A 24756-nucleotide genomic window follows, 5' to 3' on the forward strand; every position below is an offset into this window, starting at 1 on the left:
CGCCAGTAAGACCTTTACCAGCTTGCAGTTCAGCTAATGCTTTGTTGAAGTCGAAAGATTGAGTCATGTGTCACTCCTGTTTTCTTAATAATACTGAAATGACACAGATTTCTAAACACTACCAAGCCATAAGACCGCTTTCTCGGCTGAAAAGCCATTTTTAGCTTTTAGCTCTTCTTTGTATTTTTTCATTTCTAAAGCGAAGTATTTATTTGCTTCAATTTGATTCCCTATTTTGTCGAATGAATGTTTTATGATCCTGAAGGTTTCTCTGTTTGTATTTTTGTAATTTATTTCTGCATTTAAAAAGTTAGGTGATTCCTTCAAATTTGTATGCTCAAAATCTAACCCACTATAAAACTTAGCTTTTCTAAAGTTTGTAAAATTAAGAAACGTAACATATTCAAATTCGATTTTTTCTAGGCTTGTACTACCAACACAACCAAACTCACATTTTTCAAAGCCTGAAAAATCATCAAAAATACTTCGATTCATTTTGAACTGGTTAAATTTGGTTTTGTAAGCATCGAATAATGACTTGAAGTTAACATTAGATATCAGTGTATATTTGATATCACACTCTTTAAGTTCAACTTTGCCTTCAAATTCCATATTTTGGATTTTTAAAACTTCTATTTCACTTTTGTTAAGTAATAAGCGTTCTTTGAATTCACAGTTCTCTATGTGTAAGTTACATATTTTTTGGATAAATCCTTCGGAATTAAAAAAGATGCTTTTCAGGTAGGTTCCTCTATGAAAAATTACCTGACACTTAAAAGTGCAATCATTAAATAAATAACTCTCTATTTCTAGTTTATCAATTGCGCTTTCAGGAGACGCACTTGTGACAGCTCCTTGAAAGACACAATTTTGAAAAATTGTTCGCTCAGTAACATCTTCTATCATTAGAAAAGAGTGTATAGACCAATCATTCAGAAATATGCAATCTTGGAAAAAGAGCTGAACATTAGGCAAATTTATACTGCCAAAGTATATAGTGGAATCATCAAAGTGGATCCCTTTAAATTGCTTTAGAAGCTTAAAGAAATCAAATTCGTCTCTTGGATCCCTTTCTGGAAATTTTATCTGCCGAAGATGAATTATTTTTTGCTTTTTAGTGGGTAGGTTCTCTTGTGCATATTTACCAGAAGCAATTTCTTTTTTCGGCTCTTCAGATGAATTTTTTAATACGTTTTTTCGTATGTGGTATTCAAGATCATCATAAAACTCTTTAAGTTTTCCATTCATTTTATCTGTTTGATAATCACTTTTATTGCAATGAAGGGCACATTCCCCATTGAACATTGCTGGGATGTTACAATTATTTTGAATACAAATATCTGACACTATTATTTCCTTATAAATTACAAATACCTTTAACTTATTCTAAATTAATTATGCGATTTATGATATTTACTAATACGCACGGATTTTATAAAATATTGTATCTATAATAATTAATTACCACCACCTAAGCCCCACACTGCCTAACTCCAGTTCCCGCATGTTTAAGCGCTACAATCTGACCTTTACCGTTATGCGCCATAGCGAGCATATCGCCCGTATTTAGACCACTTTCTACCGCATGCTTACCCTTTAAATCACTGAGCAGTGACTGCTTAATTTGTACCAGTACCTCGTCATTACAGCTGGCTATGTACCAGTCGTTATCAACCTTTACGAGCGTGCCGTATTCTATGTGGCGTTGTTGGTGTAAGCGCAAACTATTAGCGTGTTGAGTATCGAGTGCGTGTTTTTGCTCGGTAATGGCGCTTGTGTAACTGCCCGATGGGTTTATTTCGTGGGTTTTAATAATTGAGTAGTTGTGAATGTCGATGGTATTAAGCACCGTTTTAGGTGCGTAGTTAATGCCATTGCTGTTATCAAATACAATAAATGCGAATACGCCCAGTGCGCAGGCAAGGCTGGTTAACTGTAGCGTAAAACTAAGCCTTGAGGGCTTTTTATGGCTGGCATTATTAAGTAACGCTTTTTTTTGGGAAGCGCTGAGTGTAGTGCGTGCTTTTCGCTCTTTGTAGTGTTGAGTGAGCTTTTGATCAAACTGCTCATCAGGCTTGTTCATTGTTTGCTCCTAATAAACGTTTAAGGTTTTGCTTGGCATAGCGCAGCCTTGTTTTTACGCTCTCATGGTTGCTTTGCGTTATAAGCTCTATGTCGGCAAGGCTAAAGCCTTCTTGTTGTAAGGTAATGGCTTCGCGTTGCACAAAGCTCAGTTGCTTGAGTGCGCTATCGAACGCTTGGTAATTTATATTGCTAATACTATTGTTATTACCTTGCTCATTTTGCTGCGCGGGTAGGTGGGTGTTTTCGTCAAGCTCTACAAAGCGCTGCTGTTTGCGGTATTCGTCTACTAATGTGTTGCGCGCGAGTTTAAATAACCACGCTTTTGGCGTGGTTTGCGCTTGGTAAAGGTGGCGTTTTTCGATTACTTTTAGCCAGGTTTGTTGGCTTACGTCGTATGCTAAATGCGTATTAGATTGCGTCACTAGGTAGTGATATAAATCGTTACTGTATAGGGAAATAAGCTGCTCTAAGTAGCGGTTGTCGCCACTTTTTGCGTAACTTGCCATGCAATCCTTGCTTGGCGTTTCAAATAACCATGACTTAATACTGAGTAGCATAGGCGTTTAGTCCGTTAAATAGAGTTATCTAATTTAAAATCGAGCTGTACGGTTTGATCTGTTTGTAATTGTGCCACACCTTCTATTACTTTGGGGCGATATTTCCAGCGTTTTATGGCTCTTATTGCTTCGCGGTCAAAGGTACGTTTGGGCTCGGCGTTTATTACCACTGGGTTTATTACTTCGCCGGTGGGCGAAATGCTAAAGCTCAGCTGTACCCAGCCTTCTATGCCATTGCGCGCAGCAGGTGTTGGGTATTTTGGATTTATGCGCACTATAGGTGTTGCATCGCCTGTTGGGCGGTTCATCGTGCTATTTATATCATCTCCAAAATCATCAATAGTGATTGGTGTTAATTCGTTAATCGCTATTACAGGGTCGTTTGAGGTATCGACTGGTGGCGCTTTAGGCGGCGTTTTTGGCACAGGCGGTGGTGGCTGTATTTTTTGTATATGCCTTACTTGTGAATCCTCTGGTGCCTGAAAAATCTCTACAATAATATCCTCGCCGAGTTTTATAGGTGCGCGCTGCTCGCCACTAATGAGGTATTGCATAAATGCAAAGGCGGCAAAGGTCATTACTGCGCCGCCAATAACGGCGGTTGATGTTTTAATAAATGCTGAATTATTGGGTACTTCAAGTGTGTGCATAAGCCGCTCCGAGTAAACTTAGTTGGGTTGTTTAAAAGCTATAACGGGGGGCAAATCAAAAAGGGGTTAAATAATTTTATAAAAATTGCGGGGTTTAGTTACAATAGCGTTCGCTATATTTTTACTTATTAAATTTTTAGGCTGTTATGCAACTCATACAAATAGATAAAGCACGTTACCGCAAACATTTAAATAGGGTAATTGCTGGGTGTGCGGCGGGTTTAGCTGTTGGCAGCTTAGCTATATCGCAAACGTTAATTGCGTTGTTTCCTGATGAAAGCGGGAGCCATTTTCATTGGAATTTAACCGGTGTTGTTATAACAAGTTTAGCCATTGGCTGGCTGTTAAATAAATACCGTACCCATAGTTTTATGACTGAAGTGGTATATGTGTGGGAGCTTAAACAAGCGCTTAATAAAATAACCCGCAAAATGCCAAAGCTAAAAGCGGCAGGGCGCGAGGGTAATGCCGATGCATTATTAGCGATTCATTATAGTTATGCTGGCTCACGGCTTTTATGGCAGCTTGACGATAACACCATTACTATGGACGAGTTAGCTATAAAACAAGCCGAGCTTGATAGTGTGGCGGCCAAGTATAACCTGACTTTAAATGCCGATGACTATAACGAGGCTATATTAAAACAGTTTTAAAGCCTAGGTGGTTAAATTAGCTAAAGGAGCCCTAATGAAAAAAGTACTGATAGTATGTTTAGGTAATATTTGCCGCTCGCCCACAGCAGAGGCAGTGTTAAAAGCGCGTGCTAAAAAATTAGGTGTTGAGGTTAAGGTAGACTCGGCAGGGACTATTGGCTACCACGAAGGTAAAACGCCAGATAGCCGCTCAATGGCTGCAGGCGAAAAACGCGGTTATAGCTTTAAAGGTATATTTTCGCGCCCAGTTCGCAGCAGCGATTTTACTGAGTTTGATTTAATTTTAGCGGCAGACACACAAAACTTAGCTGACTTAAAAGCGCAATGCCCCACCCATTTACATTACAAGCTGGCATTGTTTTTAGAATACGGCGAGCAAAGCCAAAGCGCCATACCCGACCCATACTACGGCGGCGATGATGGCTTTGAAAATGTGCTCGATTTAATTGAAGCCGCAAGCGATAAAATACTCGCAAAGCTTTGAATAAAACTACCTGAACAAAAAGACGCTATAATACCTTGCGTGTTATCTGGCTATTTTAAAGTCGAGCTGTACTTGCGTACTTGCAACAACGGGTTGGCCGTTTTCAAATTTTGGTGCATAACGCCACTTTTTAAGTGCCGTAAGTGCCGACCTTTCAAACTCTTTCCCCCCTTGTGAGCTAACTACCTCTGGGTTTTTAACAAAGCCTGCGGTATCTACGTCAAATTCAACAACGACAATACCATCTCGCATTTGGCGTGCTTTGTTTTGTGGGTACTCAGGGTTTTTGCGGTATATAGGTGTTTGCTCTTGTGTTTTTTTCCACGGCACCATTTTAGCAATTGCTAAACAATGCTTAGTGGCTTGTTCGCTTTGGCCTGTTTTTTCGTAAAGGTTAACAAGCTTTGAGTGCGCAGTAAGCTCAGCGCTGTGATCAAAGCTTAAGTTGTTATCAAATACCGATACAACATGGTTTAGTCGTTCAATGGCTTCATTGTATTTTTTCTTACCTTGAGCAAACGACGCCATTAAAAAGTCGGCTTTAATGCGCTCTACGGTGTTGTCGTCTAGGTTATTACGGTAGTAGTCATCGGCTTGGTTAAGCAGCGTTTTAGCTTTATGGTATTTTTTATGAGCAAATTTTTTGGCTAACAGCGAGGCTGCTTCAAACTGCATGTCGGCAACGAATTTAGGGTTGTTTTGTGTTTTAGCTATTTCAATTATACGGTCGTAATCGTTATCGGCTTGATAGGCCGAGCTGGTGTTTTCCGCTTTGCCTATTAGGGCGTCGATTGTTTCTATTGCATTTTTACCGTGGTTATTTGCCAGTATTGTATAGGCTTGCGAGTAAAGTTCGAAGCGTTGCTCTGATACATTTTTTTTGTCGTTGATAGAGCGCGGCGCTGTAATTGCTTTGGCGTAATTAATAGCAAGGCTTGCGGTGTTATCACTTTTATCACCATAAAGCGCAAGGCCTGTAGTATAGGCATGTTTAGCCGCTTGCTCTATGTTTTCGTCTTTTTTAACAGCCGTTAAATAACTTTGGTATGCATCAGAAAAGGCGGCTTTATCATCGCTTACTTGGCTTGCATTGGCCTGGCTTGCAAAAGGCGTAAAGGTTAATCCGATAACTAAGGCGAGGTGTTGTGCTTTCATAATAATCCCTATTAGTGTTCAATCTAGAAACAAAATACCACAAGTGATAATGGTTTTCATTATCTTTTGAGTGGGCGCTTGCTTATAAAACTAACTAATTACCTAATACCCATGTGCACTAAGCTGTAACTAATTTTCGTCATTAAACTGTGCTAAAAGTGCCTGCTGAGGTAACTAGGTAACACCGTTTTAGCTTTTTATAGGTGCGGTGTATTAACTTAATGTATAAGCAGCGTGGTAAAAGTAATAAAATTAAAATAGCAAATGCGTTCAAGTTTGTCATTGTTTTGGGGAAATAGCCCTAGGTAGTGGGAGTTTATTGCATATTAAGATTGAAAATAGCCTGTGTAATCGCCATATATTTGCCATAAACCTAGTGTACTACGATCTAACTTTAAACATTTGTGATATTATCACCTTATGGTGTCGTAGTTATTTAATTATTTGGATTTGTCGTGGCGCAAGTAAGAGCAAGAGCCCAGCTTAATGTTGGCAAAAATAGTGATATTCCCGCAGAAATAGTGTCTTTTAGTGGCTTAAAAGACGGCCAGGAACACGTTGCGTTTGTATTTAACAATGCTGATGTAAATCAAAATGTGCCGCTTATTCGCATGCACTCTGAGTGTTTAACCGGTGATGTGTTTCATTCATCGCGCTGCGATTGTGGCGAGCAGTTAAATGAGTGTATTGAAATGATGCACGAGCAAGGCGGGGTGTTATTGTATTTACGCCAAGAGGGCCGAGGTATTGGTTTATATAATAAAATTGATGCTTACGTGCTGCAATCTCAAGGTATGAACACTTACGAGGCTAATAATCACTTAGGTTTTGCTGACGACTTACGTGATTTTTCGGACGCGGTATTAATGCTCAACGCACTTAATTTAAGCCACGTTAAATTAATGACCAATAACCCTAAAAAGCTTAATGCATTAAAAGATGCCGGCATTGAAGTAGACACCGTTATTGGTACCCACGCGCACATTAAAGCAGGCCTTACAGGTAACAAAGCTTACCTAGAAACCAAAATAAAACACGGCGCACATATGTTAGATATTAAAAAAATTAAAAAACCTTAACTATTTAATCATGTAGTGTCTGTTAATCCCCCCTCACGCCAAGTTATACTTGGCGTGTTTTGTTTAATTTAAGAGCCAGTATGTCTAACGAATTACGAATTTTTAAAGCCGATGCCGGGCTAAAGTGGTTTAAAGCCGGTTGGCATATTTTTAAAACCCAGCCATTTACCTTTGTAGTTATGCACTTATTAATAGGCATAGTGGGCATACTGTCGTTATTTTTACCTTTGCTGCAAGTTGTTGCGGCACTTGCTACGCCTTTTTTAACCGCCGGCTTTTATCAGGCGGTGCTTAGCAAGCAGCAGGGCGGTAAAATTATGCTCGCCGACATACTCAAACCCTTTAGCGCAAAAGGTAACCGTTTAGGGCTACTACGTTTAGCGCTTTACCAAATGGGGGCGGGTATTTTAATGGCCTTATTAGCTAATGGCTTATTTGCCGATGCGGTGGCTATTATGAGCCAAGAGGGTCTTGATCCTAACATTGCGCTTGAGCAAACTTTAAATAGTATTTCGGGCGCCAGTGTGGTGCTATTTTTAGTGGCAATGGCGGTGTATTTAATGGCGTTTGCTTACGCGGTACCGCTTATTTATTTTAGTAAAGAAAAACGCATTTTAACGGCGCTTAAAAATTCGCTATTGGTTTTTTATCATAACCTGTTCGCATTGAGTGTTTTTGGCATTATTTGTGTGTTATTTATGGCGCTTTCTATGTTCTTATCGTTCTTACCGCTGTTGATTTTAATGCCAATTTGCTACATTAGTTTCTTTGTATCTTATCAGGCTATTTTTATGCCGGTTGTACCGCCAAGTGACGATAGCAATGTTAAACCACTTAGCAGTGAACAAAGCGGGCGCTTTGACGCTTAATGGATGATAAGTTAAAACAAAAGCTTAAAAACTATGTACTGTGGTTACTTGGGCGCCAAGAGTATTCGCGCCGTGAGTTAACCTTTAAGCTTCAGCAAAAAGAAGCCAGCGACGAGTTTATAGAAACCCTGCTTAATTGGTGCGAAGAGCACAATTTTATTAACGAGCAACGCTATTGCGAAGGGTTTGTCAGAAAACACATTTTTAAAGGCCATGGCTTAAAGCGCATTCAAAGCGAAGCCATAGGCAAAGGGATTGACCGTTCACTACTTGAAAGAGTGGTTGAAGAGCTTGAAATAGACTGGTTTGAGCTTGCGCAGGAAGCGTACAACAAAAAGTATTCAACTACACCGGCCAACCTCGAGTACAAAGATAAAGCTAAGCGCGTGCGCTACTTAATGTACCGAGGATTTAGCTACGAACAAATTGATTTTGCAATGCAAGCACAGTAAATACAGGTGAGATTTTCACATGCAGCACATGACTACGGCACAACTTAGGCAACAGTTTTTAGACTTTTTTGCCAGCAAACAGCACCAAATTGTCCAATCGGCTTCACTTATTCCGGGTAACGATGCCACGTTGTTATTTAACAATGCCGGTATGGTTCCTTTTAAGGATGTGTTTTTAGGCGCCGAAACTCGCCCTTACACGCGTGCTACAAGTGCACAGCGTTGTGTGCGTGCTGGTGGTAAACATAACGATTTAGAAAACGTAGGTTACACAGCGCGTCACCATACATTTTTTGAAATGCTAGGTAACTTTAGTTTTGGCGATTACTTTAAACAAGACGCTATTAAGTTTGCGTGGGAGTTTTTAACTGAGGTTGTTAAATTACCACAAGAAAAACTACTTGTTACTATTTACCACGACGATGAAGATGCATTTGGCTTTTGGCACAATGATATTGGCCTAAGCGAAGATCGTATTATTCGTATTGCTACCTCAGATAACTTTTGGTCAATGGGCGATACTGGCCCGTGTGGCCCGTGTTCTGAAATATTTTACGATCACGGTGAGCACATTTGGGGTGGTCCTCCGGGCTCGCCTGAAGAAGATGGCGACCGCTTTATCGAAATTTGGAACCTTGTATTTATGCAGTACAACCGTCAAAGCGACGGTACTATGGAGCCGCTGCCTAAACAATCTGTTGATACAGGTATGGGCCTTGAGCGTATTGCTGCTATTTTACAAGGCGTGCATTCAAACTACGAAATCGACTTGTTCCAAGGCTTAATTGCAGCTGCGGCAAGTGTAACTAACGCACAAGATTTAAACGATAAGTCGCTACGCGTTGTGGCGGATCATATTCGTTCGTGTGCGTTTTTAATTTCTGATGGTGTTATGCCGTCAAACGAAGGCCGTGGTTATGTATTGCGTCGTATTATTCGTCGTGCAGTACGCCATGGTAACAAGCTTGGTGCACAAGGTGCGTTTTTCTATAAACTGGTTGCAGCGCTTATTGAACAAATGGGCCAAGCCTACCCAGAGCTTGCAAAGCAGCAAGAAATTATCGAAAAAGTACTGCGCATTGAAGAAGAACAATTTGGTAAAACCCTTGAGCGTGGCTTAGCTATTTTAGAAGAGAGTCTAAGCGAGCTTAAAGGCGATGTTATTCCTGGTGACTTAGTATTTAAATTATACGACACCTATGGTTTCCCCGCTGATTTAACGGCCGATGTAGCCCGTGAACGCCAAATGACAATAGACCATACAGGCTTTGAAGAGTGCATGGCTGTACAGCGTAAAACAGCGCAGCAAGCGGGTAAATTTGGTGCCGACTACAACGAGCAATTAAAGTCAGAAAAACACACTGAGTTTAAAGGCTACGACAGCACACATCACAGCGCTACAGTAGTAGAAGTGTTTGCAAATGGTGAGTCGGTTTCTATTTTAGAAGACGGCCAACAAGGCATTGTGGTACTTAACCATACGCCATTTTATGCAGAATCTGGTGGCCAAACAGGCGATACCGGTACCATTACTGTTGCAGGTGGCGAGTTTACAGTGACTAACACTACTAAGCTGGGTAATGCGTTTGCGCACCACGGTAGCGTACAAGGGCGCATTGCGGTTAACGATAAAGTAGATGCAACTATTGATGATGAACGCCGTGAACGCATTAAGAAAAATCACACAGCTACGCATATTTTACACGAAGCACTGCGCCAATTATTAGGTGAACACGTAAGCCAAAAAGGCTCGCTGGTTGAGCCTGAACGTTTACGTTTTGACTTCTCGCACTTTGAAGCGGTTACTAAAGACGAGCTACGTGAAATTGAGCGTGTAGTTAACGATGAAATTCGTCGTAACTTTGCCCTAAACACTGAGCTTATGGCGATTGATGACGCTAAAGCAAAAGGGGCAATGGCGCTGTTTGGCGAAAAGTACGACGATGAAGTACGCGTAGTAACCATTGGCGATTACTCAATTGAACTGTGTGGCGGTACGCACGTAGAGCGCGCGGGTGATATTGGTTTATTTAAAATTGTATCTGAAAGCGGTATTGCTGCAGGCGTACGCCGTATTGAAGCAGTAACAGGCGCAGATGCAGTGGCGTATGTAAGCGAGCAAGAAAAACAGCTAAACGATGTAGCAGCGCTTGTAAAAGGTGATAGCGCATCGGTACTTGAAAAAGTAACTGCGCTTCTTGAAAAGTCTAAAGGCCTTGAAAAGCAAATAGCACAGCTTAACGACAAGCTAGCCAGTGCAGCGGGTGCATCTTTACTTGATTCGATTGTTGAAATTAATGGCGTTAAGCTACTAGTGGCAAACGTTGAAGGTACTGAATCTAAAGCGCTTCGTGGCATGGTTGACGATCTTAAAAACAAGATTGGCTCAGGTGTTATTGCACTGGGTGTTGCCAGCGGCGAAAAAGTAAGCCTAATTGCTGGTGTAACGAAAGATTTAACCGGTAAAGTTAAAGCCGGTGAGCTTGTAAACCACATGGCAGGCCAAGTAGGCGGTAAAGGGGGCGGTCGTCCTGATATGGCACAAGCGGGTGGTTCACAGCCTGAAAACCTAAACGCCGCGCTTGAAAGCGTGACAGCCTGGGTAAGTGAGAAAGTTTAAGCTTACGTGGCACTTATTGTCCAAAAGTTTGGCGGCACTTCGGTTGGCTCTATTGAGCGAATAGAAGCGGTCGCCGACCTTGTTGTTAAAACTAAGCAGCAAGGTCATCAAGTGGTTGTGGTTCTTTCGGCCATGTCGGGAGAAACCAACCGCTTAATTAACCTCGCCAAGCAAATAGATACTCGCCCGAGTAGCCGAGAATTAGACGTACTTATTAGCACTGGAGAACAGGTTTCTGTTTCGCTCCTTGCTATGGCTATTATAAAACGTGGCCATTCGGCTGTAAGCCTACTAGCCGATCAGGTTAATATTCAAACCGATAACATGTTTGGTAAAGCCCGTATTGAAGAGGTTGCTGCGACGCGTTTAAAGCATGAGCTTGAGCATAATCGGATTGCGATTATTGCCGGTTTTCAGGGGCGCGATGTAGAGGGTAATATTACAACCCTTGGGCGCGGCGGCACCGATACCTCTGCGGTGGAAATAGCCGCGGCAATAAAAGCCGATGAATGTCAGATCTATACCGACGTTGATGGCGTATACACTACTGATCCTCGTGTAGAACCAAACGCACAGCGAATGCGCCATGTAACGTTTGCCGAAATGCTAGAGCTGGCAAGTTTAGGCGCAAAAGTATTGCATATTCGTGCTGTTGAGTCGGCTGGTAATCATAAAATGCCGCTAAGGGTGCTTTCGAGTTTTGAGCCCGATGAAGGAACGCTAATAAGTTTTGAGGAGAGCGATATGCCAACTAAGGTTGTGTCGGGGATTGCGTTTAATCGTGACGAATGCTTGATAAAGGTACATGGCGTACCATACTGTGTTCATTCTCTTACAAAAATTTTGAAACTTTTTGCAGAAAATGGCATCGAAATAGATATGATTAGTCAAGTTAATCATAACTTTGAAAAAATAGACTATGCTTTTACTGTGCATTCAAATGACTATTTGCAAGCACACGATTTACTAACTCAACAACAGGTAAATCTGCAGGCTGATAGCATTTCTAGTGATACAACAGTTGCAAAAGTGTCGGCTGTTGGCATAGGAATGAAGTCTCACAGTGGTGTAGCGCATCAATTTTTTGATGCATTGGCGCAAGAAGGCATACACATAGTTTTAGTATCGACGTCTGAAATCAAGGTATCGGTTTTAATTGACGAGAAGTATTTAGAACTAGCAGTAAGAGCGTTACACTCAGAATTTTTAACAGAAAATGGATAGTTTGGGAGTTTTTACTTACTTTTCAATCAATTTTTCATTAAAATGGTCAAGCGGAATCTTATAATTTATTGGAACATGGGAGCAAGAGAATGCTAATACTAACTCGTAGAGTAGGTGAAACCCTAATGATTGGTGACGAAGTAACTGTTACTGTATTAGGTGTTAAAGGAAATCAAGTTCGAATTGGTGTTAACGCACCTAAAGACGTTTCAGTGCATCGTGAAGAGATTTACATGCGTATACAAGCTGAAAAGTCTAACCCTAATCCGGGCAATGCTTAATCAACAGTTATACTTAGCTGAGTAATGCACTTAGCTATACCAAAAGCCACTCACTGAGTGGCTTTTTTGTTTATAAAATCGCGCATTTCATCGGTTAATACACTGCTAGAAATATATTGCATACCTTTATTATGGTGCACTAAGTAGCCGTGGTTGGTTTTAATAATATGGGTTATTTCTGCCCACTTAAATGTATGGCTTTTATAGTGGTTTTCGGTGCTAATAGCGTCATCGGTAAACGAAAGAGTAACCGTTGAACCCGAAGCACGACTAAACATTTGGCGCGTAACCCACCAAGGCCTGCGGTAATAAAAGGCAACGCATTCTAATACACCCAGCATTATTAAAAATGTACCTAGGTAATGATCGTCCATGGCGTAAATACTAATTAAACCTAAGCACACCAGTAATGCCAGCAAAAAATACTTTGGCTTGGCTGCTTTACTATAAGAGTGGGACTCGTCAAAGCATTCGTAGTAGTAGGGTTTATCGAGTGTGTATGTGGTGGTCAGTGCCATAATTGCTAATAAGTAATAGTTTTCGCTATTTTAACAAGCTAGCGTAAAAATCACACCCGTTAATGTAGGCTATGCATTATAAGAGTTAGAAGCCGCTTTTTGTTAGCGCACAAAAAAACGGCTTATTAAAAGCCGTTTTTTACGTTTCCAAACAGATTAACAGTTAGTTTCTTCTGCGTTAACGCCTTCTTTTACATTTTCACATGCATCTTCAACAGAGTTTTGCACGTCAGTTACTGCTTCATCAATACGCTCACCGGCTTCTTCTGCGTGGTTGTCTTCACAACCCATCATAAAGAAACCTGCAAATACGGCGATTAGTGCTGCTTTTAAAGTTGTTGAGTTCATAATGTAATTCCTTGTATATGTTGATTGTTTAGTGTTTTAAGTATGTTAGTAGCTACCTGGGCGATTTACCGCGCAGCGCACCTGAAACTAAAGAAATCACTAAAAGTACTAAAAAGATAAAGAATATAATTTTTGCTATACCAGCTGCGGCACCTGCGATACCACCAAAACCTAACACTGCAGCGATTAAAGCAATAACTAAAAATGTAATTGTCCAGCGTAACATTGTTTTCTCCTTGGTTATCAAATTCGTTCGAAAGTAATAATGCCAGTTGCGTGCCAGAGTTTAATTTTATTAATTTTCAATATGTTATGGTTTTTTGAGCGAAGGTTGTAAATTTAGGATTGGTAAGTTTTACGTTTAACGATGTAACTTATTCACACTATTGTAAAGAGAGTAAAAAAATAAATATTTTTTGTGCGCTGCTTTACTAGTCTTGGTAAGACCAATTTACATTTTAGCCCAAACTGATTTTTTACCTGCCGTTTAACTTACTATTTTTTATAGTTTTTAAGTTTTTTTGGGTTTAATCATATAACCTTTGCCTATAACGGTTATTTTTATCATCTATATCTAAGCTAATTTAACCCTGTATTAGCTATGTTAACTATTGTGACTGTATGTTAGTTTAATTTTAATTGGTTTTACCAATTGACAGGTGGTGGACAAAGTTAAAAGTTTTGTTATCATTCGGTGAATAATTATTTAAATAAAGCGGTTTTTTGTATCGCTATATAGTGCAGGGGGAGAAAAATGGATATAGGAGCTGTACTCACAACCGCAGGTAGCTTGATGCTGACGGGCATGGTGGGCGTGTTTGTATTTCTTTCAATATTGATTGGTGCTGTGTCACTCATGTCTAACTTGGTTGCTCGTTTTGACGAGGCTGAAGTTGCAATACCGGTTAAATCACCATCTTTAAAATCTCAAGGTGTGTCAAACGAGCACATCGCTGCTATTAGTGCTGCCATTGCTCAGTACAAATCAAATAATAAATAAGAGGCACACATGGCTAAATTAAAATTAACAGAACTTGTTTTACGCGATGCTCATCAGTCTTTACTTGCAACCCGTATGCGCTTAGATGACATGCTCCCTATTGCTAGCAAACTTGATGATGCCGGTTATTGGTCTATTGAGTCATGGGGCGGCGCTACGTTTGACTCGTGTATTCGTTATTTAGGTGAAGATCCGTGGGAGCGTATTCGTGCCCTTAAAAAAGCAATGCCCAATACTAAACAGCAAATGCTATTGCGCGGGCAAAATTTATTGGGTTACCGCCACTATGCCGATGACGTGGTAGAAAAGTTTGTAGAGCGTGCCCACAAAAATGGTGTAGATGTATTTCGTATTTTTGACGCCATGAACGATGTGCGTAACTTAGAAACGGCAATTAAAGCGGCTGTAAAAGTAGGAGCACACGCACAAGGCACTATTTCTTATACTGTAAGCCCAGTGCATACCCTTGATATGTGGTCAACCCTTGCAAAACAGCTAGAGGATTTAGGTTGTCACTCTATTTGTATTAAAGATATGGCAGGCTTATTAAAACCATACGATGCAGAGCAACTTATTAAAGGGCTAAAAGAAACCGTTTCTATCCCTATTGCTATGCAGTGCCATGCAACCACCGGTTTAAGTACAGCTACGTATCAAAAAGCCATTGATGCAGGCATTGATATGCTTGATACCGCAATTTCTTCAATGAGTATGACTTACGGTCATTCAGCTACAGAAACCATTGTAGCTATTGTTGAAGGTACGCCCCGCGATACCGAATTAGATTTAAACCAGCTAGAAGAAATAGCGGCTTACTTTAGAGATGTACGTAAAAAGTACGCTGCCTTTGAGGGGAGCCTTAAAGGTGTTGATGGCCGTATTTTACTCGCGCAAGTACCTGGTGGCATGTTAACCAACATGGAAAACCAACTTAAAGAGCAAGGCGCAGCAGATAAGCTAAATGAAGTATTACTTGAGATCCCACGCGTGCGTGAAGATTTAGGTTTTATTCCGCTAGTTACTCCAACATCGCAAATTGTAGGCACACAAGCAGTACTAAATGTGCTTACGGGTGAGCGTTATAAAACAATTACCAAAGAAACCGCCGGTGTTTTAAAAGGCGAGTATGGTTTAACACCTGCACCTATGAACAAAGAGCTGCAAGAGCGAGTGCTTGATGGCAGCGAGGTTATTACGTGTCGCCCTGCAGATAATATAGCCCCAGAGCTTGCATCGCTTGAAGCAGAGCTGCAAAAAGAAGCGCAAGAACAAGGTTTAACACTTGCTGATGAGCAAATAGATGATGTGCTTACCTATGCATTATTCCCACAGGTTGGCCTTAAATTTATTAAAAACCGTAATAACCCAGATGCCTTTGAAGCAGTGCCAAGTGCTGATGATGCAAACGCTAAGCCTGCAGCAAAACCTACAAGCAACAAAGGTGTTAGCGCTGAGCAATACAGCGTTAAAGTTGACGGTAAAGTTTACGATGTAGTGGTTGCGCAAGGTGGCGAGCTTAAAGAGGTAACGCTAAAAGATTCAGAGCACTTACCACAATCAGCATCGGTTGCATCAGGTGAAACACTGAATGCGCCACTGGCAGGTAATATTTTTAAAGTAAAAGTAAAAGCAGGCCAAGCCGTAAACGAAGGCGATGTGGTTGTTATTATGGAAGCGATGAAAATGGAAACCGAGGTTCGTGCAATGCACTCAGGTACTGTGGCTGAGGTCTTAGTGTCTGAAGGTGATGCTGTGACAACGGGCGATGCAATTATAGCGATGGCGTAGGAGTAGCTTTAATGGAAGGTCTTTTAAACCTTTGGCATGCTACCGGCATTGCTAACTTTACGTTTCCTGGCTTAATAATGATTGCGGTAGGGTGTTTGTTGTTGTTTTTAGCCATTGCTAAAAACTTTGAACCCCTATTACTGCTGCCGATTGGCTTTGGCGCAATACTGACTAATATTCCGGTTGCTGGGCTTTCTGACCCAGGTGGTTTGCTTTATTACGTGTATTACGTAGGTATTGATACGGGGATCTTCCCTTTATTAATTTTTATGGGAGTAGGGGCGCTGACTGATTTTAGTGCGCTTATTGCCAACCCGCGTATGTTATTACTGGGTGCAGCCGCGCAGTTTGGTATTTTTGCCACCTTGTTTGGGGCCATTTTATTAAACTATGTACCTGGCTTTGAATTTAGCTTACAAGATGCCTCAGCCATTGCCATTATTGGCGGTGCCGATGGCCCTACAGCCATATTTTTAGCATCTAAGCTTGCCCCTGATTTACTAGGTGCCATTGCGGTTGCTGCTTATTCTTACATGGCGTTAGTGCCAATTATTCAGCCGCCAATTATGCGCGCATTAACTACACCTGATGAGCGTGCTATTAAAATGCCAGAGCTGCGCAAAGTATCTAAAAAAGAAAAAATAGTATTTCCTTTAATGGTACTGAGCTTAACCGCTATGTTTTTACCAGCGGCTATTCCACTGGTAGGCATGTTCTGTTTAGGTAATTTAATGCGTGAGTCTGGTGTTGTGGATAGGCTTAGTAACAGTGCCCAAAACGAAATTATTAATATAACCACGATATTTTTAGGTTTGGCAGTGGGCTCTAAACTAGCGGCCGATCAGTTTTTAACTGTAGAAACCATTGGTATTTTGGTGCTCGGTGCGCTGGCATTTGCTATTGGTACAGCGTCGGGTGTGTTTATGGCAAAAGGCCTTAACAAGCTTTCTAAAACACCTATTAACCCTTTAATTGGTGCTGCGGGTGTATCGGCAGTACCGATGGCGGCGCGTGTAGTTAATAAAGTTGGGCTTGAGAATAACCCACATAACTTTTTACTTATGCATGCTATGGGGCCAAACGTAGCTGGAGTACTAGGAAGTGCCGTAGCCGCAGGTATATTACTGGCGCTTGTTGGCTAGTATTTAGGATTTAATCCAACCGATTAGCGCAGTTTACTGCGCTTTTTTTATGCCTATAAAACTGCACGTATTAAAGTTTGTTTGCAGACGAGTTTTTGTTTACAGTGAGGGCTATGCACACTAATAAGGATAGTCATCATGCTTCACACCCCTTTGGCAAAATATTTACCTCATGTTAGTAGACTCGTTTTTGGCTGTATGGGCCTAGGCGGCGGTTGGAATAAAGACGCCATTACTAAGGCTCACTTAAAGCAAACTCACGAGTGTATTGATGCAGCCATAGCTGGCGGCATTAACTTTTTTGATCACGCCGATATTTATACCTTTGGCAAAGCCGAGCAGGTATTTGGCCAAGCACTAGCTGAGCGACCAGAGCTTCGCGAGCACATGTATATTCAATCTAAATGCGGTATACGCTTTGAAGATGATAAAGGCCCCAAGCGTTACGACTTTTCGGCCAAGTGGATTGAAGAGTCAGTTGAAGGTTCACTTAAACGTTTAAACACCGATTATCTTGATGTGCTTATGCTTCATCGCCCTGATCCGCTAATGGAAGTAGAAGAAATTGCACAAGTATTTAGCTGCCTACAAGAAAGCGGCAAAGTACGTAATTTTGCCGTATCAAACATGCAGCAGCACCAAATGAACTTTTTACAACATGCCTTAGATATGCCTATTGTTGCTAACCAAATTGAAGCAAGTTTACAAAAACACCAATTTGTTGATGAAGGTGTTTATGCAGGTAATGCAGATGGAAAAGATCTTAACTTTACACCGGGCAGTGTAGAGTATTGCCGCCACTTTGATATTCAAATACAAAGCTGGGGAAGTTTATGCCAAGGGCTATACACAGGGGGCGATTTAACAAATGCATCGCAAGCCGACATAAATACCAGCATACTCGTAAATAAGCTTGCTGCACTTTACGATACAACGCCTGAGGCGATTGTTTTAGCTTGGTTATTACGCCACCCTGCATTAATACAGCCAATTATTGGCACAACGAACGTTGAGCGTATTGCAGCGTCATGCGGTGCGCTAAATGTTACGTTAAGTCGCGAACATTGGTATGCATTGTATGTAAGCGCCAAAGGCCATGAATTACCATAATTAAGGTTTAGGAATGAATATATTTGTTATTTTAATTTGCTTGTTTGTCGCTCTAGCGGTGCTGATACCTTTGCTTGAAAAGTACCAAGGTAAAATGGGGTTGGATGGCGCAACCAAATACAGCAAATATATTTGGCCGCTGGTTATGGTTTCTTTAGTCGTACAGCTAATTTATGTATTAATGAACTAATAAATTAATAAAAAACACAAAAAAGCCTTTGTAGGTTAACCCTACAAAGGCTTTTTTAGTATCTATTACTTATACGTTACTTAAGTGCTAGCTGTAGTTCGCGATTGCGTTCAAGCTGTGCAATAAAGTTTTCGGCAATAGGTTTAAACTTAGCAAGTTCAGAGCGTGGTAATGGCTCAGACTTAGGTAACTTAACGGTTTTAGGATTACGGTGTACACCATTTACTAAAAATTCGTAGTGTAGGTGCGCGCCTGTTACACGGCCGGTAGAACCCACGGTACCAATTTTGTCACCTTGTTTAACCTTTTGGCCTGTTTTAACAAGCTTTTTGTTAAGGTGTAAGTACTTAGTTACGTACTGTGTGCCATGGCTTATAAATACGTAGTTACCATTGTACTTACTGTAACCTGCTTTAATTACTTTACCGTTACCCGAGGCTACAACCGGCGTGCCTGTACGTGCTGCGTAATCAATACCACGGTGCGCTCTTACTTGCCCTGTTACTGGGTGTAAGCGACGTGGGTTAAAGCTCGAGCTAATATACTTAAAGTTTACCGGCGCACGTAAAAATGCTTTTTTCATGCTTCGCCCTTCAGGCGTATAAAAGCTGCCGTCGGTATGGCGAATAGCCGCATAACGCTGGCCTTGGTTTATAAATTCTGCAGCAATAATTTTACCAGTGCCAATAAACTCGCCATCAACATAATGCGACTCGTAAATTAGCCCAAACTGATCGCCCTTACGAATATCGTTGGCAAAATCCACATCCCAACCAAATATATCAGCAAAGTTCATTATTTGGCGCTCGCTTAAGCCTGCAGCAATTGCTGAGGTCCAAAAGCTACTAGAAATTTCGCCACCGGCTGTTTTGCTCAGTGTTTCTATTTCTTTGCTATCTATTGATGTGTCGTAATTACCTTCGTCATTTAAGGTAACAAACAAAGTATCTGTTTTTGAAATAACATAACGAAGCTGAGCTAAATCACCGTTTTCTGCTGTTGCAAAACTAAGTATTTCACCTGGGTGAATTTTAGTTAGTTTGCGTGTTTCAGCATTGGTGTTAATTAGCTTGTGAAGCGTTTGCGCTGAAAAGCCAGCACGCTTGAAGATAATTGCTAAATTATCGCCGTTTTTAACTTGATGATCGACTAAGTCGTATTCTGGCAGCTTTTCTGCTGCTTCTGGCGAATTTAATTCAGTTAATTTTTCGTTGTCTTCAACTTTAACTTGTAACTCGTAACGCTTACCAATTTCTAGTGCATTTGCACTATTGTCTTTGGATGCAGTCGCTTTTTCTGAAGGAAGAAAGGCTAAGCCAACAATAGCAGAAACCAAACCTAGAATAAGCAATTTGTGTTTTTTGGGAAGCGTGTTAACCACGTGAACCATAACGTGCCTTTTCTGCTGTCGTGAAAATAAAATATATATTAATGCAGGATATACGTAATAAGGTACGAATACTAGTAAATAAAGCTAAAAGCCCCGCAAATGTTAGTAAAATGACAATTTATAGTTGTTTAAGTTTATCGATTTAAACTGATTCTAAAGTGCGCTAAAATCGGCGTTTAAACACCATTTCTAATTGCCTAACACAGTGAGACTAAGCTTATTGAGTTTAGTTGCATTATTCGCATAAAAAATTGTTTTAATTAGGTAGAAATTTGTTATGTTAGCAACATAAGTGCTTTTGGTTTAAATCTGTTTTAAACCCTTATGTAGCAAGTCATCTAGTTGCCCCTTCGTTGGCAGAATTTTGGAGTAATACACAGTGGATTTACAAACCGCTCTAGCAGAGATAAAACGCGGTGCAGAAGAGATATTAATTGAAGATGAATTAGTTGAAAAACTAAAGTCGGGCAAAAAGTTAAAAATTAAAGCCGGTTTCGATCCTACCGCGCCAGACTTACATTTAGGTCACACTGTACTAATTAATAAAATGAAAACCTTTCAAGATTTAGGTCATGAGGTTATTTTCTTAATTGGTGACTTTACCGGCATGATTGGCGATCCAACAGGCAAAAATGTAACACGTAAACCACTGACCCGTGAAGATGTACTTGCCAATGCTGAGACTTATAAAGAGCAAGTTTTTAAGATTTTAGACCCAGCTAAAACCACCGTTGCGTTTAACTCTTCGTGGATGGAAAACCTCGGTGCCGCAGGTATGATCAAACTTGCAGCTAATCAAACTGTAGCCCGTATGCTAGAGCGTGACGACTTTAAAAAGCGTTACGGCAGCGGCCAACCTATTGCAATTCACGAATTTTTATACCCACTCGTACAAGGTTGGGATTCGGTTGCACTTGAGTCAGACGTAGAGCTTGGTGGTACTGATCAGCGCTTTAACCTTTTAATGGGGCGCGAGCTTCAAAAAGTAGAAGGCCAAAAGCCTCAAACAGTATTAATGATGCCATTGCTTGAAGGCACTGACGGCGTTCAAAAAATGTCTAAGTCGCTTGGTAATTACATTGGTATTACTGATGCGCCAAACGATATGTTTGGTAAAGTAATGTCGATTAGCGACGTACTTATGTGGCGCTACTACGACTTACTAAGCAGCTTATCAATCGAAGAAATTGCAGCGCAAAAACAACGCGTAGAGCAGGGCACTAACCCGCGTGATATTAAGATTGAGCTGGCGAAAGAGTTAATTGCACGTTTTCACAGTGAAGAAGCTGCGCAAGCCGCACACGATGACTTTATCAAACGTTTTCAGAAAAAAGCGCTACCTGATGAAATCCCTGAGCTGACAATTACGATTGCAGAAGAAGGTATTTTAATTGCTAACTTACTTAAAGAAGCTAATTTAGTAGCCAGTACTTCTGAAGCAATGCGCATGATTAAGCAAGGTGCAGTAAAACTTAACGGTGAAGATAAAATCACTGATACAAAACTTGAAGTAGCAAAAGGCACGACCGCTATTTACCAAGTAGGTAAACGTAAGTTTGCCAACATTACTGTAGCGTAAGCGCAGTTAAAACTAAAAAACCAGCTTAGGCTGGTTTTTTTGTGCGCGTATTTTGGCTGCTAAAAAACTATTAAATCAGCTTTAATATCTCAATACTGATAATAACTAACAGCCAAAAGGCACGCGCTTGATTTAATCTATTTATGAGCACAGGGACGTCTTCGGGTTTTGGGAGTCGCTCGGTCCCAATTCGCATTTTATTAAAACGCTTACCAAAATAAACCGCAGGGCCGCCTAGCTGTACGCCAATAGAGGCGGAGCACACACTTAAAATCCACCCTGTATTTGTTTGATAAAAGTGTCTGCCATAGTGCTTTATGTAATGCATACTTTGTTTACTGGCTTTGCTTGCGGCAATGGTTAATGCAAGTAAGCGTACGGGGATAAATTCGATTATAAACAAAAGTAGTTTAAGCGGTTTTAAAAAGTGGCTATTAGGTGATATATCGGCGCGCCAAGCATGCTGCATTAAAGTCAGTAGCCGATACGCTAAAGCGGCAATTGGCCCAAGTAATAAAAATATAAATATAACGGTAAAGTAATTACGGGCAGTTCGTAAAATTAAGCTTTCAATTAAGGCTTTAATAATACCTGGCGCTGAGAGCTTATTGACCTCTCGGGCAAGCAGTGGCTTTACGAGTTCACGCGCGGTAGATTTTTGGTTTTGTTTTACTAACTTTGCAACACGCAGGGCTTTTTTTTCAATCGCTTTGCTTTCTAGGCACAAATATAAAATGAGGCCCGCGAGCAGCTCAGGATAAAAGGCAAATTCAAGCAGTAACACAATAATAATAAGAATAACGCTTAAAACTAGCGTACAGGCAAGAGTGGAGGCTAAATAAAGGTAACTTTTAGGCTCACTTGGTTTATAAACCCGTTTACCTATAGCACTAAATACAGCGGTTAATACTGTATTAGGGTGATACCAGCTTTTTAACGGGAAAAAGCGCTCAGCAATGAGCGCCACAAAAAAGGCAATAAAGTCCAAATGGTTTTGAACAATATTGCTTAGCATTTACAGCGTAACTTTTGTTAGCTTTTCCAATAGTGCAACAACCATTTTTGATGAGTTGATTGATGCAGTCTCTAAGTATTCTTCAAACGATTGCGGCGACTCTTTACCGGCAATGTCAGACATAGAGCGAATAACCACAAATGGCGTATTAAGCGCAAAACATGTTTGCGCAATAGACGCGCCTTCCATTTCTACTGCAAGCATTGTAGGAAAGTCGCTGCGTGCTTTATCAATTCGCACTGGATCACACATAAATGAATCACCCGTACAAATTAAGCCTACTAAGGTTTTTACTTCGCTAATTTGCGCAATGGTTTGCTCGGCAGCTTCAACTAGTTTTGGGTGTGCGGCAAAGCCTGCTGGCATTTGTGGAACTTGGCCGATTTCGTAGCCAAAAGCGGTTACATCTACATCGTGGTGACGTACTTCAGAAGAGATAACAACATCGCCAACACTTAAAGAGGGATCAAAGCCACCGGCAGAACCTGTGTTGATAACACAGTCAGGATTAAAGTTATCAATTAATAACGTGGTTGCAATCGTTGATGCCACTTTACCAATACCCGATTGCACAAGTGTTACTGTATTACCTGCTAATTCGCCTGTGTAAAAGGTAAACCCTGCTTTTGTTAGCACTTGTGGGTTTTGCATTGCTTCACGTAAAATTTTAACTTCTGGCTCCATTGCGCCAATAATACCAACATTCATAGTGTTTGATTCCTGAGTTTGAATACGTAGATTATACGTGAAGTTAGCAATAAAAAACAAAAAAGCGAGCTGTTTTACGGCTCGCTTTAAATACTTTTAGGAGAGTATTTAATTCTATTTTAAATTTCGGCTAACGCAGTGGTTTGGGCTTTAGCCTGAGAAGGTGACAATACCGCAGGTTTACTTACACGATTACGTGTTGGACGAGCCGATTGCACCGCTGCAGGTTTGCCTAATTTAAACATAATTGCATCGCGCACCTCAGAAGGGCGGTAGCCTGATTTTACTTTCATACGAATATGTGGAATGCCAGCGGATTCTAAAGCGCCGTTTACAAACCAGTCGCGCTGCGCTTTGTGGCCATCTTTATTGGCGTTGTTAACTAAATCGACCGCTGCCACTATCGTCATTTTTTCTTTATCTACCAGCACAAAATCGAGTTGTTTATTTTTAGCTTTAGCTAAAGCTGCACGTTTTGATTTAGCAGAAAGGCCTTGCTTGCAGTCGATTACATCGATGAGTTTGACGCGGCTCACAATTTTGTATTGATCGCCTACCGCACGCTCTAAAAGATTTAAAAATGCACCCTCAACCTGTGTAAACACGGTTTGTTTGCGGGTAAAAGGATAGGGATTGCCGCCATCATCACTAAATTTTGACGCAACCACAGAGGCCCCAACCACTAATACTAAAATTGATAATAAAGCGAATTCCATACGGTAACTCCATAACAACAAATTGACACTGCTCAAGTAAAGCAATTTACGTGCCTAAAAATTGGTTATTATGGCTAATTACCGTATGTATTTATTATTAATGCAGCAGGGCTGTTAGGCTTTGTAACCGCCCTCAATTCCTTTAACGGCAATCGCGACTGCATCATGCGCATGGAGCGATTCATAATGGTTAATTTGTAGCCAGTAATCACTAAAGTTATCGTTTTCAAGAACCGCTTTAATTTTACGTGCAGCGTCTTCACAAAACATTAAATTTTGACCGTTAAGGCGGGCAAATTCTTGCTCATCTTCACGTTTTACTGCCGCTTGTACGGGGGTTTTTAGCTCAGCTTCTAATGTATCAATTAAATTTACTACGTCAAATTCACTAATTGTGTTGTCTAGCTTTACTTTAACGTTTGCAATTGAACGCTGGGAGTGAGGCGTTGCCACAATACCCTGCGTTGTACCTAGCCATGCTAAAACATCTTTTTGATTAAGTGTTTCTTGGTTAAACTTTTCGCTAAAAGCATTTTGAATAAGTTGACGAGCAAGTGCTGCAGAGCATGGACAGGTTGATGAATAAGTAACATCAACGCTTAGCTCGTAGCTAATTACGCTATTTTCAATAGTGCTGGTTAGGGTAATTGGGTAGTTTTTCCAACCTGCTTTACCGCTTAATAACGATTTACGACGCAGCGGTAATTCAAATTTAAACTCTATTTGGGCTTTGTCACTTAATCCTTCGTGGCTGGTGATAAAGGTATCGAGTGCTTGAGCTAAAGTTTGTGGGTTAACTTGTTGCTCTGTTGAGAGTAAATCAAGCGCTAAAAATAAACGCGACATATGAATGCCTTTAGCGTCTTCTTTATGCAAATTAACAAAGGCACGCGCTTTTGCGTTAACGGTAACGGGTGCTAAATCTTTCGATTCAAAAATAAATGGCAGTTCTATTTCGCCCATACCAACCCAGTCTAACTTACCTGTTTGTAAGGCGGGAGCCGTATCAGCTATATCGGGCATGTTGGTTTGCATGTGCGCTACTCGTTATTGGTCATAATAAAGCGCAGCATTTTACACTAAATAATTTATTGCTGAAATGATGAGTTTAACAAGTAGGCAAAAGTAAACATGAAAATTTTC

General features: G+C 40.8%; 27 protein-coding genes. 14 read left to right on the forward strand and 13 right to left on the reverse strand.

Annotated elements, in window-relative coordinates; all coding sequences use genetic code 11:
- Window positions 1-111 precede the first annotated feature (111 nt).
- From PSH48_RS13100 to PSH48_RS13115, 4 genes are all read right to left on the reverse strand, one after another.
- On the reverse strand, window positions 112-1347 hold the full coding sequence (locus tag PSH48_RS13100; RefSeq protein ID WP_273611715.1) for a hypothetical protein: 1236 nt from the start codon (window positions 1345-1347) through the stop codon (window positions 112-114).
- Between the two features lie 124 nt (window positions 1348-1471).
- Window positions 1472-2083, reverse strand: a complete 612-nt coding sequence (locus tag PSH48_RS13105; protein WP_273611716.1) for a hypothetical protein — start codon at window positions 2081-2083, stop codon at window positions 1472-1474.
- Entirely contained in the window at window positions 2070-2642 is a 573-nt protein-coding gene (locus tag PSH48_RS13110; protein WP_126005985.1) for a sigma-70 family RNA polymerase sigma factor, read from the reverse strand. The genes PSH48_RS13105 and PSH48_RS13110 overlap by 14 nt, the downstream gene beginning before the upstream one ends.
- Window positions 2643-2656: 14 nt before the next feature.
- Window positions 2657-3292 (reverse strand): energy transducer TonB, encoded by a 636-nt coding sequence (locus PSH48_RS13115; protein WP_273611717.1) that lies wholly within the window; start codon window positions 3290-3292, stop codon window positions 2657-2659.
- A 146-nt stretch (window positions 3293-3438) separates the two neighbouring features.
- Here PSH48_RS13115 and PSH48_RS13120 point away from each other — a divergent pair, with 146 nt between their 5' ends.
- Both PSH48_RS13120 and PSH48_RS13125 read left to right on the forward strand, forming a co-directional pair.
- On the forward strand, window positions 3439-3945 hold the full coding sequence (locus PSH48_RS13120) for a DUF3087 domain-containing protein (RefSeq protein ID WP_004587507.1): 507 nt from the start codon (window positions 3439-3441) through the stop codon (window positions 3943-3945).
- A gap of 34 nt (window positions 3946-3979) precedes the next feature.
- Window positions 3980-4429 carry a low molecular weight protein-tyrosine-phosphatase gene (locus PSH48_RS13125; protein ID WP_024031596.1) on the forward strand — a complete coding sequence of 150 codons (450 nt, stop codon included), beginning with the start codon at window positions 3980-3982 and terminating at the stop codon, window positions 4427-4429.
- A 42-nt stretch (window positions 4430-4471) separates the two neighbouring features.
- Here PSH48_RS13125 and PSH48_RS13130 read toward each other — a convergent pair whose 3' ends face one another.
- Window positions 4472-5584 carry an energy transducer TonB gene (locus PSH48_RS13130; protein ID WP_273611718.1) on the reverse strand — a complete coding sequence of 371 codons (1113 nt, stop codon included), beginning with the start codon at window positions 5582-5584 and terminating at the stop codon, window positions 4472-4474.
- 455 nt (window positions 5585-6039) lie between these two features.
- Between PSH48_RS13130 and PSH48_RS13135 the strand changes: the two genes are divergently transcribed.
- The 6 genes from PSH48_RS13135 (at window position 6040) to csrA (ending at window position 12109) form a co-directional block, all read left to right on the forward strand.
- Window positions 6040-6663: a GTP cyclohydrolase II gene (locus tag PSH48_RS13135; RefSeq protein ID WP_024031598.1), complete on the forward strand. Its 624-nt coding sequence runs from the start codon at window positions 6040-6042 to the stop codon at window positions 6661-6663.
- Window positions 6664-6743: 80 nt separating this feature from the next.
- Window positions 6744-7532, forward strand: a complete 789-nt coding sequence (locus tag PSH48_RS13140; protein WP_004587511.1) for a BPSS1780 family membrane protein — start codon at window positions 6744-6746, stop codon at window positions 7530-7532.
- Complete coding sequence (locus PSH48_RS13145) at window positions 7532-7984, forward strand: regulatory protein RecX (RefSeq protein WP_004587512.1); 453 nt, start codon at window positions 7532-7534, stop codon at window positions 7982-7984. The genes PSH48_RS13140 and PSH48_RS13145 overlap by 1 nt, the downstream gene beginning before the upstream one ends.
- Window positions 7985-8003: 19 nt before the next feature.
- Window positions 8004-10604 (forward strand): alanine--tRNA ligase, encoded by a 2601-nt coding sequence (alaS, locus tag PSH48_RS13150; RefSeq protein WP_273611719.1) that lies wholly within the window; start codon window positions 8004-8006, stop codon window positions 10602-10604.
- Window positions 10605-10610: 6 nt separating this feature from the next.
- Window positions 10611-11828, forward strand: a complete 1218-nt coding sequence (locus PSH48_RS13155; RefSeq protein WP_054983851.1) for an aspartate kinase — start codon at window positions 10611-10613, stop codon at window positions 11826-11828.
- An 89-nt stretch (window positions 11829-11917) separates the two neighbouring features.
- The gene (csrA, locus tag PSH48_RS13160; RefSeq protein WP_004587515.1) at window positions 11918-12109 is read left to right on the forward strand and encodes a carbon storage regulator CsrA; all 192 of its coding nucleotides are present in this window, start codon (window positions 11918-11920) and stop codon (window positions 12107-12109) included.
- A 50-nt stretch (window positions 12110-12159) separates the two neighbouring features.
- Here the strand turns inward: csrA and PSH48_RS13165 are convergent, their stop codons facing one another.
- From PSH48_RS13165 to PSH48_RS13175, 3 genes are all read right to left on the reverse strand, one after another.
- The gene (locus tag PSH48_RS13165) at window positions 12160-12627 is read right to left on the reverse strand and encodes a YcxB family protein (RefSeq protein ID WP_004587516.1); all 468 of its coding nucleotides are present in this window, start codon (window positions 12625-12627) and stop codon (window positions 12160-12162) included.
- A 156-nt stretch (window positions 12628-12783) separates the two neighbouring features.
- Complete coding sequence (locus tag PSH48_RS13170) at window positions 12784-12975, reverse strand: hypothetical protein (protein WP_004587517.1); 192 nt, start codon at window positions 12973-12975, stop codon at window positions 12784-12786.
- Window positions 12976-13027: 52 nt separating this feature from the next.
- Window positions 13028-13201, reverse strand: a complete 174-nt coding sequence (locus tag PSH48_RS13175) for a DUF1328 domain-containing protein (protein ID WP_002961939.1) — start codon at window positions 13199-13201, stop codon at window positions 13028-13030.
- A gap of 528 nt (window positions 13202-13729) precedes the next feature.
- On the opposite strand from PSH48_RS13175, the gene PSH48_RS13180 reads away from it, so the two are divergent.
- The 5 genes from PSH48_RS13180 to PSH48_RS13200 all read left to right on the forward strand — a co-directional run bounded on the left by PSH48_RS13180 (window position 13730) and on the right by PSH48_RS13200 (window position 18205).
- Entirely contained in the window at window positions 13730-13975 is a 246-nt protein-coding gene (locus tag PSH48_RS13180) for an OadG family protein (RefSeq protein ID WP_273611720.1), read from the forward strand.
- Between the two features lie 9 nt (window positions 13976-13984).
- On the forward strand, window positions 13985-15763 hold the full coding sequence (gene oadA / locus PSH48_RS13185; RefSeq protein ID WP_273611721.1) for a sodium-extruding oxaloacetate decarboxylase subunit alpha: 1779 nt from the start codon (window positions 13985-13987) through the stop codon (window positions 15761-15763).
- Window positions 15764-15774: 11 nt separating this feature from the next.
- Complete coding sequence (locus tag PSH48_RS13190) at window positions 15775-16905, forward strand: sodium ion-translocating decarboxylase subunit beta (RefSeq protein ID WP_004587520.1); 1131 nt, start codon at window positions 15775-15777, stop codon at window positions 16903-16905.
- Between the two features lie 138 nt (window positions 16906-17043).
- The gene (locus PSH48_RS13195; protein ID WP_004587521.1) at window positions 17044-18015 is read left to right on the forward strand and encodes an aldo/keto reductase; all 972 of its coding nucleotides are present in this window, start codon (window positions 17044-17046) and stop codon (window positions 18013-18015) included.
- Window positions 18016-18028: 13 nt separating this feature from the next.
- The gene (locus tag PSH48_RS13200) at window positions 18029-18205 is read left to right on the forward strand and encodes a hypothetical protein (protein ID WP_004587522.1); all 177 of its coding nucleotides are present in this window, start codon (window positions 18029-18031) and stop codon (window positions 18203-18205) included.
- Between the two features lie 76 nt (window positions 18206-18281).
- Here PSH48_RS13200 and PSH48_RS13205 read toward each other — a convergent pair whose 3' ends face one another.
- Window positions 18282-19595, reverse strand: a complete 1314-nt coding sequence (locus tag PSH48_RS13205; protein WP_004587523.1) for a peptidoglycan DD-metalloendopeptidase family protein — start codon at window positions 19593-19595, stop codon at window positions 18282-18284.
- 379 nt (window positions 19596-19974) lie between these two features.
- On the opposite strand from PSH48_RS13205, the gene tyrS reads away from it, so the two are divergent.
- A complete protein-coding gene (gene tyrS / locus PSH48_RS13210; RefSeq protein WP_024031606.1) occupies window positions 19975-21174 on the forward strand; it encodes a tyrosine--tRNA ligase in 1200 nt (399 codons plus the stop codon).
- Window positions 21175-21244: 70 nt separating this feature from the next.
- Here the strand turns inward: tyrS and PSH48_RS13215 are convergent, their stop codons facing one another.
- The 4 genes from PSH48_RS13215 to folE2 form a co-directional block, all read right to left on the reverse strand.
- Window positions 21245-22189, reverse strand: coding sequence for a cobalamin biosynthesis protein CobD/CbiB (locus tag PSH48_RS13215; RefSeq protein WP_273611722.1), 945 nt, complete (start codon window positions 22187-22189; stop codon window positions 21245-21247).
- Window positions 22190-22897, reverse strand: a complete 708-nt coding sequence (gene mtnN, locus PSH48_RS13220; protein WP_004587526.1) for a 5'-methylthioadenosine/S-adenosylhomocysteine nucleosidase — start codon at window positions 22895-22897, stop codon at window positions 22190-22192.
- Between the two features lie 119 nt (window positions 22898-23016).
- Window positions 23017-23613, reverse strand: coding sequence for a DUF2726 domain-containing protein (locus tag PSH48_RS13225; RefSeq protein WP_024031608.1), 597 nt, complete (start codon window positions 23611-23613; stop codon window positions 23017-23019).
- A gap of 114 nt (window positions 23614-23727) precedes the next feature.
- Window positions 23728-24648, reverse strand: coding sequence for a GTP cyclohydrolase FolE2 (gene folE2 / locus PSH48_RS13230; RefSeq protein WP_273611723.1), 921 nt, complete (start codon window positions 24646-24648; stop codon window positions 23728-23730).
- Window positions 24649-24756: the final 108 nt, after the last annotated feature.

The organism is Pseudoalteromonas sp. Angola-4, assembly GCF_028599265.1.
GTDB lineage: Bacteria > Pseudomonadota > Gammaproteobacteria > Enterobacterales > Alteromonadaceae > Pseudoalteromonas > Pseudoalteromonas atlantica.

Coding starts and splice junctions, on each gene's coding strand:
- PSH48_RS13200 (WP_004587522.1), top strand. CDS start 18,029: ATGAATATATTTGTTATTTTAATTTGCTTGTTTGTCGCTCTAGCGGTG.
- oadA (WP_273611721.1), top strand. CDS start 13,985: ATGGCTAAATTAAAATTAACAGAACTTGTTTTACGCGATGCTCATCAG.
- alaS (WP_273611719.1), top strand. CDS start 8,004: ATGCAGCACATGACTACGGCACAACTTAGGCAACAGTTTTTAGACTTT.
- PSH48_RS13120 (WP_004587507.1), top strand. CDS start 3,439: ATGCAACTCATACAAATAGATAAAGCACGTTACCGCAAACATTTAAAT.
- PSH48_RS13205 (WP_004587523.1), bottom strand. CDS start 19,595: ATGGTTCACGTGGTTAACACGCTTCCCAAAAAACACAAATTGCTTATT.
- PSH48_RS13225 (WP_024031608.1), bottom strand. CDS start 23,613: ATGGAATTCGCTTTATTATCAATTTTAGTATTAGTGGTTGGGGCCTCT.
- PSH48_RS13215 (WP_273611722.1), bottom strand. CDS start 22,189: ATGCTAAGCAATATTGTTCAAAACCATTTGGACTTTATTGCCTTTTTT.
- PSH48_RS13165 (WP_004587516.1), bottom strand. CDS start 12,627: ATGGCACTGACCACCACATACACACTCGATAAACCCTACTACTACGAA.
- PSH48_RS13130 (WP_273611718.1), bottom strand. CDS start 5,584: ATGAAAGCACAACACCTCGCCTTAGTTATCGGATTAACCTTTACGCCT.
- PSH48_RS13180 (WP_273611720.1), top strand. CDS start 13,730: ATGGATATAGGAGCTGTACTCACAACCGCAGGTAGCTTGATGCTGACG.
- PSH48_RS13175 (WP_002961939.1), bottom strand. CDS start 13,201: ATGTTACGCTGGACAATTACATTTTTAGTTATTGCTTTAATCGCTGCA.
- PSH48_RS13110 (WP_126005985.1), bottom strand. CDS start 2,642: ATGCTACTCAGTATTAAGTCATGGTTATTTGAAACGCCAAGCAAGGAT.
- PSH48_RS13105 (WP_273611716.1), bottom strand. CDS start 2,083: ATGAACAAGCCTGATGAGCAGTTTGATCAAAAGCTCACTCAACACTAC.
- folE2 (WP_273611723.1), bottom strand. CDS start 24,648: ATGCAAACCAACATGCCCGATATAGCTGATACGGCTCCCGCCTTACAA.
- PSH48_RS13140 (WP_004587511.1), top strand. CDS start 6,744: ATGTCTAACGAATTACGAATTTTTAAAGCCGATGCCGGGCTAAAGTGG.
- mtnN (WP_004587526.1), bottom strand. CDS start 22,897: ATGAATGTTGGTATTATTGGCGCAATGGAGCCAGAAGTTAAAATTTTA.
- csrA (WP_004587515.1), top strand. CDS start 11,918: ATGCTAATACTAACTCGTAGAGTAGGTGAAACCCTAATGATTGGTGAC.
- PSH48_RS13190 (WP_004587520.1), top strand. CDS start 15,775: ATGGAAGGTCTTTTAAACCTTTGGCATGCTACCGGCATTGCTAACTTT.
- PSH48_RS13170 (WP_004587517.1), bottom strand. CDS start 12,975: ATGAACTCAACAACTTTAAAAGCAGCACTAATCGCCGTATTTGCAGGT.
- PSH48_RS13145 (WP_004587512.1), top strand. CDS start 7,532: ATGGATGATAAGTTAAAACAAAAGCTTAAAAACTATGTACTGTGGTTA.
- PSH48_RS13115 (WP_273611717.1), bottom strand. CDS start 3,292: ATGCACACACTTGAAGTACCCAATAATTCAGCATTTATTAAAACATCA.
- PSH48_RS13125 (WP_024031596.1), top strand. CDS start 3,980: ATGAAAAAAGTACTGATAGTATGTTTAGGTAATATTTGCCGCTCGCCC.
- PSH48_RS13195 (WP_004587521.1), top strand. CDS start 17,044: ATGCTTCACACCCCTTTGGCAAAATATTTACCTCATGTTAGTAGACTC.